At 42.8% G+C, this 13,049-nt stretch carries 8 protein-coding genes; all 8 read right to left on the reverse strand.

The features are described 5' to 3' along the window. Window positions 1–14 precede the first annotated feature (14 nt). Window positions 15–1,268, reverse strand: coding sequence for a family 10 glycosylhydrolase (locus tag ACYQ3L_RS19920; RefSeq protein ID WP_380000043.1), 1,254 nt, complete (start codon window positions 1,266–1,268; stop codon window positions 15–17). A gap of 84 nt (window positions 1,269–1,352) precedes the next feature. Next, a complete protein-coding gene (locus ACYQ3L_RS19925; RefSeq protein ID WP_380000041.1) occupies window positions 1,353–2,819 on the reverse strand; it encodes a DUF5018 domain-containing protein in 1,467 nt (488 codons plus the stop codon). Between the two features lie 31 nt (window positions 2,820–2,850). After that, on the reverse strand, window positions 2,851–3,291 hold the full coding sequence (locus ACYQ3L_RS19930; RefSeq protein ID WP_380000039.1) for a hypothetical protein: 441 nt from the start codon (window positions 3,289–3,291) through the stop codon (window positions 2,851–2,853). Between the two features lie 19 nt (window positions 3,292–3,310). Next, window positions 3,311–5,026 (reverse strand): RagB/SusD family nutrient uptake outer membrane protein, encoded by a 1,716-nt coding sequence (locus ACYQ3L_RS19935; protein WP_380000037.1) that lies wholly within the window; start codon window positions 5,024–5,026, stop codon window positions 3,311–3,313. Window positions 5,027–5,046: 20 nt separating this feature from the next. After that, window positions 5,047–8,193, reverse strand: a complete 3,147-nt coding sequence (locus ACYQ3L_RS19940; protein ID WP_380000035.1) for a SusC/RagA family TonB-linked outer membrane protein — start codon at window positions 8,191–8,193, stop codon at window positions 5,047–5,049. Window positions 8,194–8,256: 63 nt separating this feature from the next. After that, a complete protein-coding gene (locus ACYQ3L_RS19945; RefSeq protein WP_380000033.1) occupies window positions 8,257–9,432 on the reverse strand; it encodes a n-acyl-d-glucosamine 2-epimerase in 1,176 nt (391 codons plus the stop codon). 32 nt (window positions 9,433–9,464) lie between these two features. After that, a complete protein-coding gene (locus ACYQ3L_RS19950) occupies window positions 9,465–10,865 on the reverse strand; it encodes a sugar porter family MFS transporter (protein ID WP_380000031.1) in 1,401 nt (466 codons plus the stop codon). Between the two features lie 12 nt (window positions 10,866–10,877). Then, window positions 10,878–11,981, reverse strand: coding sequence for a DUF4434 domain-containing protein (locus ACYQ3L_RS19955; RefSeq protein ID WP_380000029.1), 1,104 nt, complete (start codon window positions 11,979–11,981; stop codon window positions 10,878–10,880). Between the last annotated feature and the right edge of the window lie 1,068 nt (window positions 11,982–13,049).

A 13,049-nucleotide genomic window follows, 5' to 3' on the forward strand; every position in this document is an offset into this window, starting at 1 on the left:
ATTGTTTTTTCTTCTTAGTTATTATTTTCCTCTGCGCGTCCGATACCTCGCTTGATATCGTCCCACATATTATATTTTATCACCTGTACAATATCAAATACCATCAGTCCGGCACTCTGGGTGAGACATACATACACGGCGTCTTCCATATTTTTTATATTATTCTCACCATAGACTGTCCCGTATATTTCACAGTCATCACCAATAAGTTTGTACGCGCGGTCTATCGCATATTCTATCGATTCGTTATTATCCAGCCCGTATACATCATACAGGTATGAACCCAGCATGAATACATCCAACTGATCGGCAAAGCCCGTATTTTTATAGGTCTCCGAAGCCCATTCAGGAAACATTTCTGATGGGTCATAATGTTTCTTACTGCCCCAGTTTTGCCCGTTTCCATAGATAGAATGTATCCACGAGGCCGCCCAGTAATCCAACTGCATATCAGGCTTTTTGTCTTTTATTGTCTTCCGGATATTGCCTATAAGGTTTGTAATAGTAGTGGAGCGGAATTCCCACCACTGCTTGTAATATTTGCCCGGGATACGTTCTGCTTTGTCATTATAAGTAAAAATATCTTCAGGGAAATGATCCACTTTCTCTCCGATGAATTTTTCAAATGCCACACGTGTCGAATCCGAAAAGTCGTAATTAGCATTGCAATAACGGCAATAATCCAAAGTAAAAGCATCGAAATCGTAATTGGATACAATTTCTGAAATATATTCCGTAATAAATGTCTGCACGGATTTTAACACAGGATTCAGGAAAACAGCGTATTCGCCGGTTTCCTTCATATTTTTCAAGCCGTCGGGCGTATAAGCGATGCATACTTTATCGTCCCAGGAAGCATCTTCATAGGCTGTTCCTGTTTTTTGCCTGACCAGTCCGGCAGAAAGTATTCCGGCAGAAACAGTTACTTTCATATTCCGCTTACGGGCCTCATCTATAAAGAATTGCAAGTAGTCCCAGTCCCGTTCGTACACATAACCGTCTCCGAATGTCGTCAGGGGTTTCAGCATTTTACTTTTGTATAACGCATCTCCCGCCATCGGGCGCACATCCACCACAATTCCGTTGAATCCTGTATTTTTAGCAAGGTCTAAATAGAAGCGTATACTATCCTTATCCGAAAAACGTTTGAAATTAGCTTCGGCATCCAGCCAGAGTAATTTAGGTTTTCCGGTGTCGGCTTCTTTCTCCTTGGTGGAACAAGCAGCGCATACAAACGCTATAAAAAATAAGATTAGAATATTTCTCATATCAATTAACAATAAATATCCGGTTCTTCCGGATGGAAAAGGAAAGCCCCCGTTTTTGAAAGAGGCTTTCCGGTAATCGGGTAATTATTCGAAACAAGTCAGTTTATAGGTGTACAATCCTACTCTGCCGGCCCAAACAAGCAAATAAGCTTCGTTGTTCTCTTCGCTCCAGTACCAGTCCACCCATGAACCATAGCTCCAGTTACGGTTTATGCCTTCAGCTATATTCAGGTTTTGATGAGCCAGTGTTTGCAGATCGGATGTCAACACTGCGGCCGCGTGCCACCATGCTGTTCCACTGGTTACCGCCACATAGCTCTTCCCGTTGACAACCATTCCACATACTACCGGAGCACGTCCGCCTGTACGGGCTGTGGCGAATCCGGTTCCGACCCACCATGCCTGGAGTGTATTCTGCCAAAGCGGAGGCATAGTCGAAGTAGTCAACCCTGAGAATGTATTAATGTAGCAATGAATCGAATTGGCTGCACCCGCCGTGCCTTCGGTGTCACCCACTACGTAGTTTGGAGAGTCGGAGTCGTCAAGCGGGGAAATCATCTGGAATCCGGCACTGTCGCCACTTGAAAAACCGGTTTCTATCGTAGAGTAGTTCGATGCGAGTTGTCCTCCGGTAACCTTGACACGGTAATGTTCGCCTTTTGCCCCGCGCGGAGCCAAAGCCGTAATCCAAGCATTACCTGTAATATCGCCTGCTACCTGGAAATTAGCCGACCCATCGGTAGACGATGCCATATTCACAGCTATTTTACCCACCGATCTGGGAGCATCCGTCGGTCTGGTCCAGTAGAAAAATTCCGTTTCGTTTCCGGTGACCACAAGTCCGACAAGATTTCCCTTAAAATCGGATGTAATCAATTTCAGATTTGCTACGGAGATAGAACCCAAATTGAATGAACCGGCATCGTTCAGCGTGTTTTTATCCACTACTTTGATACAATACGGAGAGGCAGGGTCGGCGTTGACGTATGCACGTGAAAGCATCACGATGTAATCGCCACAATAGGCGGGATACATCAACAAGTCGCCATACAGTTTCGAATCAGCGAAGCTGAAATCATTCTGTTTGCCCGGATAACCCATCTGATCGAATTTTTTCGCTGTTCCTATCTCCGCGTAACTGAATCCTTGACCATATGGCAACTGATCGGAAATACCCCACCCCACTGTGTAATCACGCTTGTTTTTTCCATCTTCCGAGGTAATGGTATATTTCACACCTCCAGCCTGCGCAAAGTTTTGAGGAAGAGCCGGATCAGGTGTCACTGTTGCCCCCTTCGACAGATAAAAAGTGGGCACAGCCGATTTTAGCGCTTCTTCCGCGTCAATATAAGGCGAAACCTTAATGGTGACTGTATTGTCGCCATTAATCACTCCCCTAAAAACAGCAGGTTTATCCCCAACTGTCCCCTTAACCGAAAAAGACAGGGTTATTTCCGCTTCACTGTTCAGATCGTCATCTTTACAAGCACCGAACGAAACGACACAGCAAAGAGCCAATATTGAATATATATTAAAGATTAAGTTTTTCATAACGAAATAATTTTTATATAAATAATAAAAGTTATTCATAATAACCTCTTACACGGTATTGGCGTGTGGTTCCTATTCCCGACTTCACGGTAATTATAATACCTTCGCCCGTAATGTCATGTCTCCCGGACAAAGATGGCGTGATGATTTCATCATATGTCACTGTTGCCGTTAAATAGATATTCTTCAGATCCACATCATTTTCCAGCGATTTGGAAATCGCAAACAGAATCAGCCCGTAACCGCCGTCCACCTGTTCCTGGGTGAAATCACCGCTTACAAGGTTGCCATTTTTGTCGTACTCCATAATCTCTCCACGAAATTCACTGGCACCATGCTGCGCTTTACAAATCATTTGCGAGATTGTATTAGTATTATGCACATGATCTTCATCGGCATCGGTACATCTCCATAACAAGACTGTCAATAAGATGCTCAGAGTCAATGCTCCTATTTTAGTTATTCTCTTCATTTCCGATATTTTTTATGATTTACCAATATGGATTATTTCCGCCTAATTTATTATTGTTGGCAAGTTCTGCCGTAGGCAGTGAAAAATAGTAATATTTTTCGAGGAATATACGAGGAGTTCCCGCATCGCAATTTACTCTGGCATAAGTGTAAGATCCATTATCATTCGTTACTTTTACTCCATGCGCATTTTGTCCATTAATAACGTTTTCAGCCAGTTTCCAACGACGCAAATCCCAATAGCGGAAACCTTCGCCAGCCAGTTCCACACAGCGTTCTTTACGCAACAGCGTCATAAACGCTTCTTTGGTCGCGGCGTCTTTCGCAGGTAATCCTACTCTGGCCCGTACTTCATTCAATGCACCCAAAGCCTGGGTCTTGTAGCGGATATAATCCAGTTCGGCATACGCCTCGGCCTTATTAAGCAATACCTCGGCATAACGGAGTACCGCATCGTACTGGTAGCTTCCCTGCTCTACAAAACGGGTGTAATTCTCCTGTAAATATTTACGCAGATAATAGCCTGTGCAGGTATGTCCGCTGGTACTCGCCGACATGGTGAAATCTTTAAATTCATCGGCTCCACCTTCCCACGTCTGTATTTCGCGACTTTCCCATTGGCTGCCATTATACAATATAGTGGCATGGAAACGGGGTTCCCTGTCGGTGTAAGGATCTGTATGATTAAGAGTATAAGTACTCCAGCTAAAATCGGTTCCATCACTAAACTCATACATATCGGCCAACTCGCCGGTCGGTACATGTTCTGCATATATAGCGTCCGTCTTGTAAACGGCCCTGTCACCGAAAGGCCGGTTGTACTGGTCGAAACTGTGAGGTACGCCGGGATCTGTGTCCGAGGCACTTGGCTTGTAGTATAATGCGAATAAGATTTCCTTCGAGTTATCCTGTTTTCCATCTACCTGGAACACTTTCGCATAGTCCGGAGCCAGAGCGCCACCCAATTCCTTCACTTTTTCGGCAGCATCTGCGGCTATCTGCCATTTACCGGCGTATAAAGCCATTCTTGAAAGGAATCCGTAAGCGCTTTTCTTTGTCGCACGGCCTTCCCATTCGGCAGGCCATGAATCAGGCAAGCGTTCGGCGGCCCATTGCAATTCACTGATTACAAAGTCCCAGCTCTGGGCTTCGGTGAGACGGGCTCTGTGTACATCTTCCTCGTAGGCACCATCGTCTAATCCACCGTTTATACCGGAAACATCCGTGCGAAGCACCACGCCTCCGTACACACGAATCAGGCGGTAATATGTGAAAGCACGACACAGACGGACTTCTGCGCGGCGTATATTGCACCAATCTTCGCCGAACTTGCTGTCAGCGTTGTAACGCTTCATTTCGTCCAGCAAAGCATTAGCACGGCGAATACGGTCACTATATAATCCCCAACACTCAAACGCGCCTGCGTTCCCGGTAGAGAATGAGCTGGCTTGCAATAAAACTTTATTATATGGATGGTTATACAATTCCCACGATGTGGATTTCATCAGATCGGAATAGCTGTCGTAGAATACGTTGCGGCTATTGCTCACCTGCGAAACATCGGTAAAGGTTTTATAAGATGCTGTGATATACAAGTCGGCTGCCTCTGACGAACCCCAGACTGCATCGCTCGACAATACTCTTGTATTCTCCAAATCGAGAGCGTCATGGCAGGAAGGCATACACAGAGTTAAGGCGACGGCACTTAATAATTTTATAATTGTTCTCTTTTTCATTTTTTTTCCTCCTTACATTATTAGAATGTTACTTTAAGTCCCAAACTGTAGGTTTTTTGTTGCGGATAATATCCGTTACTTACCGACGGGCTTTCGGGGTCAACATATTTGAAATGACTGAACGTAAGCAGGTTGGTTCCTGCCAGATAGATATTCACCGAGCTAAACGGAGTGCTCTTCAACACTTTAGAAGGAACATTATATCCGATATTCGCATTTTTCAGGCGCAGGTATTCACCGTTCACCAGCCACCATGTAGAATGCCATGCATTGTTTCCGCTATTTACAGTAGTCAATCTCGGATATTTGGCATTTGGATTTTCAGGCGTCCATGCTCCTTCGATACGATAGTAAGGCGAATTACCATTCTCTGCGAATGAGGCTGTATAATTTGTGGATGAGATCACGCCTGAGTCATATGTACCGGACAGTGTATAGTCGGTATTCGTAACACCCTGCCATAATAATGTGGCATAAAAGTTTTTGTATGACAGGTTCATATCAAGCGAGAAAGTGATTTCAGGAACATCCCCATATCCGATTTTTACATAATCATATTTTTGACTGATGATACCATCGCCATTCACATCTTCATATTTTATGTCCCCCGGACGCAAGTTCCCTGATGGCGCCATCGGATAGTTGTTTATTTCTTCCTGGCTCTGGAACAATCCGAGAGCGTTAAAGCCATATCTTGCATTCATGGATTTGCCTACCTGACTGCGATAGAGAGGATGATCGTCCGGATTGACTATTTTCAGCACACGGTTGCGGGCAAATGAAAAATTACCTTTTAGTCCGTAACTCCAATCCCGGTCGATACGATTATCGTGTTTCAGTGTGAGTTCAAAACCTTTATTCTCAACTTCCCCTGAATTCATGATTGCAGGGAAAAGTCCGCCCAATGAAGGAGGGTAAGCACCAGACTGAGTTTGTATAATATCATAAGTGCGTTTATAGAATAAATCCAGTTCTACGCCCAGTTTACCTTTCCACATGGTATAATCGAAACCCAGATTATACAAGATGGTGGAAGCCCACGTCACATCCTGGTAAAGGTAGGCGTTTTTAGTATAGAGCTGAGTGATAGGGTTGTCGCCTAGTACCATACTATTTTTTGCAACTTCAAATTCCGACTTGTACAACCAAGGTATGTTGTTGTTCATGTTACCTGCAGTTCCTACACTGGCTCTGATTTTAAAGAAATCTACATTCGGAAAGGCTTTGGAAAAGAATTCTTCTTCCGAAATCACCCAACCTACCGAAGCCATCGGGAAAGTACCCCAACGGTTCTCTGGCGCAAATACATAAGATCCATCACGGCGGACCACTAATTCGGCCAGATATTTTTTATCATACATATAATTAAGGCGTCCTACATATGATGCGGTTCCTCCGGAATATCCGTGAGACCCGGTTACTGCCTGCCAGCCTTTCGGAAGGGAGAGTAACCCCATGCTTATATCGACGGCAACATCACTGTAAAATCCGCGGGCTGCTCCTGTCATTGTATTCGAATAGCTTTTTTCCGTTTCGAATAACAGTGTCGCACTCACGGAATGTTTACCAAATTCACGGGAATAATCAAGTTGCGGGCGCAACATCCATGTATCGCCCCACGACGCCGATTTGGAATATGAATTACCTTTTGTATATCCGCTGGCTCCGGAAACTCCCTGATCAAAATTTCCGTTGATAGAATATACCTCGTAGTAACGGTCGTAATTATCATCGGTAGTATTGCTGTAATTATAAGCGGCGAATATTGATGCTTTCAATCCCTTCAATACATCCGTCAGACCGGAAAGGTCGTATTCCAGTTTATAATTAGAGTTGAGTTGCCATTGGGTATTGTTCTTCCAACCCGATTCTGTCAGAGCGGCATAACCGTTATTATTGTACGTCCCGTTATTCCATGCCACATTCATACCGTCATATTCGGACTTGAAGATAGGTATGGCTGCTATAGCCTGCCTGATCGGGCTGAATTCGGTTTGGTTGCCAATAGCCGTACCCGGCCAATGCCGATCCCTGCGGTCTCCAGACAAACCTATACTGAATTTCAGATTTTTAGCCACCTGAATATCAAGGTTTGTGCGCACATTATAACGCTTTAAGCCTGTATTTATCAATGTTCCCTCCTGATTCATGAAACCTATGCTCGCATAATATTTCACTCTTTCGGTGGCGCCTGAGGCCGAAATATTATGTTGCTGAGTTATTCCGGTTCTGAAGATTTTATCCAGCCAGTCGGTCTGGCCAAATACACTGTTGGGGTCGTTACTCATCACTTTATTCTGGATACCGGCTGTCCACAGAGGATCGAGCCCGTCCATCTGGCTTGCTTTATTGTGCCAGTACATATAATCCCTGGCGTTCAGATACTCGGGCATCGCCGTATTTGCTGTCCATGTCATAGATCCGTCATAAAAGATTTTGGCAGGACCTTCGCTTCCCGATTTTGTAGTAATCAGGATAACTCCATTCGCTCCCTGAATACCATAAACCGATGCCGCCGCATCTTTCAGCACGGAGACACTTTCGATGTCGTTCGGGTTCAAATTGTCTATTGTGCGCGGTACCCCGTCAACAACTATCATAGGACCGTTACCTCCGGCAAATGAATTCAATCCGCGTACATAGAACGTTGCCCCGTCATCGCCGGGTTTGCCCGACCGCTGAAGGCTGGTCAATCCGGGCAGTTTACCCGTAAGCATATTCGATACATTCTGCATTGGTGCTTTTACAATGTCTTCAGAGGTAATCTGAGAAACAGAACCTGTCAGATGGGCGCGTTTTTGGACACCGTATCCCACAACCACCACTTCGTCAAGTTCTTTCAGATTTTCGACCAATGCGATATTTATCTGAGAGCGATTTCCTACTATCACAGTTTGAGGCTTAAAACCCAGAAACGAGAATTCAAGCGACGCATCACCGGAAGGTACCGTGATTTTGTACGCACCGTCTATATCCGTAAACGTACCCACAGTCGCGCCTTTCAACACGACGGAAACACCAGCCAACGCTTCCTGATGAGAGTCAGTAACTTTCCCTGTTATTGTTTTTTGGGAATAAGCATTGGACAGACACATAAAAGCACATAATAATATCCATATAAATTTAGGATATCTGCGCTTTCTTTTTTCATCGTAATTAATCTTCATAGTGTCGATGTTAAAATGTTAGCAATTTCTTTTGTTTTTCATTGAATTTAATAATTATAATAATCATAGATCATTCTGGTTTTCAGATATTGTCTTATATATCTGATATAGTCCGCGAGGAATGTGGAAACATCCTTTCCATTTTCCTCCTTTAAGGCTCAATAAGACGTCACCTTGCCTGTTAAGGTATCCGTACCATTCGGGATATTCGTTATCTTTAAAGTGTTGCCATGTATAATTATGTATTGATTCAAACCATTCCGCGCATTCCTGATTTCCTGTCAGGTAATATCCTTTTATTAATGCTATCAGTGTCTCGATATGCACCCACCATAATTTCTGGTCCCATTCCAATTGTTGCGGCGGGCGTCCCAGACGGTCCAGATAGTAAAAAATACCTCCGTATTCCTTGTCCCAGCCGTAATCAATCATTTTTAAAGTTGTCTCTACAGCCTTGTCTATCAATTCGGGCCTGTTGAGGCGATGTCCGAGATCCATAATAAACCACATAGCTTCAATGGCATGTCCGGGATTCATCAGGCGGCCGTCGAACGTATCGGACAATTCGCCTTCTACGGTCACGTTCTCTACTATCAGTCCGCCTAATTCGGGCCTTAGAAATACTTCCATCACTTCATGGATGCAGTCATCCATCACTTTATTCAGGAACTCTTCCGGCAACAAATGCTCGATCTCCAAAGCCAGATTGCAAAGGATCATCGGCAGCGCGAAATTTTTCAGGTTCCGTGTCCCCGGATACGCCTTGTTCCACTTCCCTTTCGGGTTATCCACTTTTGATAAAATAATATCGAAAGTCTTCCGTGCTATTTCTGCATATTCCTCATTACCCGTAGCCTTGTTTAATTGCCCGAATGCCATGGTGGCAAATGTGTATGAAAATATATTGTAAGGCTCTACCAAGGGATTACCTTCCCGGTCAAGAGAGAAATACCAGTTGTAACTACCATCGTGCCCGTACTTTTTGAGAAATTCCCCGCCCTGAACGGCACAGTCCAACCAATCCTGCCGTTTTTCCACATTGTTATACATCATGGAAAACATCCACACCTCGCGCCCTTGCAGCCAAATAAACTTATCGGTATCGAATACTGTCCCATCCCTGTCGAGGCAGGAAAAATATCCGCCATACTCTTTATCCTGAGAGTTTTTGAGCCAAAAAGGCAATACATTGTCCAGCAGCTCCGATTTGTACTGCTTCTCTAATTTTTTAAAATCCATAAGATTGTATTTTTATATAGTACTTTTCTGATTTATGTTTCCCAGAATTTTTCTATTTCTTCTAACGATTTGCCTGTTGTTTCAGGGACTAATTTCCACACAATAAGTATGTACGGCACACACATAACCGCAAAGAGAATAAAGGTACCTTCGGGCCGCAGGTTCTGCAACAGCCACGGGGTAAGCTGTCCGATAAGATATGTCCCGATCCAAAGCGAAAATCCGGCAATCGACATGGCCAGCCCCCGCACTTTGATCGGATACATCTCCGACAACAAAACCCAGATAACAGCACAGATAGATACGGCACAGAAAAAGATGTAAGCAAGGAAGAATATGAGCAATAATACATTAGATATGCCTAAATCACCTCCTTTAACAAAATAGAATGCAATAAGAAGGAGTGAAACTATCATACCCGAAACACCATAGTACACAAGCTTCTTACGCCCTATCTTATCAATGATAAAGATTGCCAGAATGGTCGTCAACACATTCACCAATCCTACGATCACCTGATAGAAAAGTGAATCGTCACCTGACAAGCCACTGCTTTCGAAAATGGAAGGCCCGTAATAAAGTACCGCATTGACTCCCATAAATTGGCCCAGCATAGCAATTGCCACACCGATTACGACAGCTTTCCTTATACCCGGTTTTAGCAGAATACGCCAGTTAGATTTAGTCTCACTTCCTATTACTTTTTTAGTTTCGTTCATCTCATATGCAGCAGTCTCCACCGAACCATATATATGTTTCAGTATCGATCCGGCCTTTACATCACGATTCTTCAATATCAGCCATCTGGGGCTTTCGGGGATGAAGAATATAATAACAAAGAACAGCAAGGCCGGTATTACCGCCATTCCCAGCATGCTCCGCCACACTTCGCTATGGAAAATATGATACAATGCAGGGTCCGATAATTGTTCCGCCCCGTTTGTTGAATAATTCAACAATGCATAATTTACAAGGTAGGCCCCCAGGAACCCCACTGTTACAGCAAGCTGATAGAGTGATACCAATCGCCCCCTGTATTCGGCAACCGAAATTTCAGAAATATAAAGCGGTGAAATTATGGATACAACACCGATACCAATACCTCCGACAACGCGAGCCATCACCAAGTGATTAAAATCTGAAGATAGAGCACAACCGACAGCAGATATAGAGAAGAGTATGGCTGCTACCAGTAATGTTTTTTTCCGACCAAAGTTATCGCTAAGTATCCCGGCACACATAACGCCGAATATGGAACCGATAAGGGCACATCCCACATACCAGCCCTGAGACATGGCATCCAGAGAGAACTGAGCGGAAACCTGCGCTATCGTCCCCGAGATCACCGCAGTATCGTACCCAAACAGAAAACCTCCCAAAGCCGCAACCACAGATAAAAAACTTATATATTTTATATTTACAGCAGAATTCATAAATCTGTTCTTTTATTTTATTTCAAAATATTCTTTATATCTGTCATATAAATGCCCTGCCTGGAGATAGGCCGACTGAGGACTCATAAAATGTGAAAACTCAAATGTAATAGCCTTATCATAACCCGCACGTTTAGCAGCTTCGAGTTTCATACGCAGTTTGTCGAATTTGATAGGGAGAAATTTTATAGGCATATCACGGTCGAAAGTCTCGGCATTTGTCCAGCATTGAAGGCCATATTTATCTGCCAGTTTTTTATTCACTTCGAAGAAAGCATCCAGTTCATCATAATCTATATGGCCATCCTGAAAAGCGCATGCATCCACGGCTCCTTTTATACCATCAAATATTTCACCCCATTCTTTTTCGTGTTCCTGGACAGAAACCGATTCTGTTTTCGACAGTTGACCCGACGCCGCCATTACAGCCTTTTTGCCATCGATCCAGGGTGATATAAATGTGGGCAATCCGTTCGATACATCCTTACACTGTTTGCCCATCGAATAAAAAGCATTTATTGCTCCTTTGGTTTTCCTGCTGATCTCTCCGCTTATATACCATCCGCCGAAGCTTTTATATTTTTCTCCGTATTTTTTCCATACTTCGTCTATTACATATTTATTATGCTCTATTTCGGAAGACAAATCACCCGTATCCCAATATTCTCCGGAATCATAAAGTCCGAAATAAAACTTCATGTTATATTTCTGAGCGAGGCGCAAGTACATATCAACCAGGTCGACAGAAGGCATATAACAGCCTTTTTTCAATAGATATTCGGAAGGGTATGTAATAAACTTGCGGTATCCAGAACGTATCATAATGACCGTATCGATTCCGATATTCTTCATATGGCGAAAATCAAGATCCCACTCTTTTTCACCCCAGTTCTGATGCGGTATATCGTGTGATATTTCATCCAGGAACGTACCCGAAATATGGAGTCCGTTTGCCTTTGATACTATCAGGCGACTCTCGATAGAGCCATCCGTTTTTAAGGTTTTGCTATCATCCGAAGCCTTTCCCCCGCAAGCAGCCACAGCAGGTATCGCAATAGCCGAAGCTCCGGCTACTGCCGCTTTTTTGAGGAAATCTCTGCGATTATTTGTTTCCATATAGTATTTGGTTATTATTTACTTACAACTACAATTTATTCCGGGCAAATCTTATATTGCCTTATTATAACAAACAGCCTGTATCTTTTCTTTCGATGATAATACTTTAATTATCAAAGGTATAATCCGGGTATCAGAGCGTCAGGTTTATTAAGGAGCTATGTTAAGTATCTATTTCTACAGCAAATATGATAAAATATTTTTTATCGACAAAGTATTTAATAAAATAATTAAATAAATAAGGTCATTTTTAACATTAAAATTAAATACACTGTCACATGATTAAAAAAATATTCATTAATAAGTATTTCCTAACAGATAAAAAAAATACTTTGAAATAAATTTAACAACATATCGAAACTTTTAATAAATTATATAAAAAAGATCAGGTTCAAACTTTCTTCGTTTTATATTATGCCGACTCAAAGACGGATTAGGTTTATTTTCCACAAACAGGTTATACTATCTTATATAGTGCAAAATGACTGCAAGACAGAAACCCACACCCTGCAAACAGGCATGGTCAATTGTTCAGTGTGAGAATCCAGCAAAGGTTTATGGAGTTCCTTTATTAATGCCAATCAGTAGTTGAAGTGATTATTGTAGTATAAAAATGTGGATTTTTTCTACTACGCGCAATCAAAGATTGCTTGTGTTACTTTTGGGCAATGCCAGAAGTGAGGACAAGCCCCGCAGGGCGCGGCAGGAACAAGTTAAAAGCTTTCGAAAATAAATAAGGAAAGGGATTATGCAGAAAAAAACCCAACGTTTCGTCTTCCTTATCATTATTGACAATCATAAAAAAATATGTTCCAGGCTTGGCGTACTATTCATACGCACCATAAATAATTAACAATCAGAGAACAACACGAAGGTAAAACGAATTTATACACAGGATGCCATCCCTCTTTTAAAAACCTTTCTGAAATAATATACAGAAAAAGACCCTTAGTTATAAAGCTAATATTTGGATATGTCCGGCAGAGAAAGAAGACAAGAACCTGATACCTGAAGATTGTTCTCTCCGTTAAAAGAGCTTTTTGCGGATAAAATAAGTTTAAAGAATGA

This window comes from Dysgonomonas termitidis, assembly GCF_054657735.1.

Bases quoted from the DNA above. Each gene is read 5' to 3' on its own strand.
- ACYQ3L_RS19920 (WP_380000043.1), bottom strand. From the start codon at position 1,268: ATGAGAAATATTCTAATCTTATTTTTTATAGCGTTTGTATGCGCTGCT.
- ACYQ3L_RS19925 (WP_380000041.1), bottom strand. From the start codon at position 2,819: ATGAAAAACTTAATCTTTAATATATATTCAATATTGGCTCTTTGCTGT.
- ACYQ3L_RS19930 (WP_380000039.1), bottom strand. From the start codon at position 3,291: ATGAAGAGAATAACTAAAATAGGAGCATTGACTCTGAGCATCTTATTG.
- ACYQ3L_RS19935 (WP_380000037.1), bottom strand. From the start codon at position 5,026: ATGAAAAAGAGAACAATTATAAAATTATTAAGTGCCGTCGCCTTAACT.
- ACYQ3L_RS19940 (WP_380000035.1), bottom strand. From the start codon at position 8,193: ATGAAGATTAATTACGATGAAAAAAGAAAGCGCAGATATCCTAAATTT.
- ACYQ3L_RS19945 (WP_380000033.1), bottom strand. From the start codon at position 9,432: ATGGATTTTAAAAAATTAGAGAAGCAGTACAAATCGGAGCTGCTGGAC.
- ACYQ3L_RS19950 (WP_380000031.1), bottom strand. From the start codon at position 10,865: ATGAATTCTGCTGTAAATATAAAATATATAAGTTTTTTATCTGTGGTT.
- ACYQ3L_RS19955 (WP_380000029.1), bottom strand. From the start codon at position 11,981: ATGGAAACAAATAATCGCAGAGATTTCCTCAAAAAAGCGGCAGTAGCC.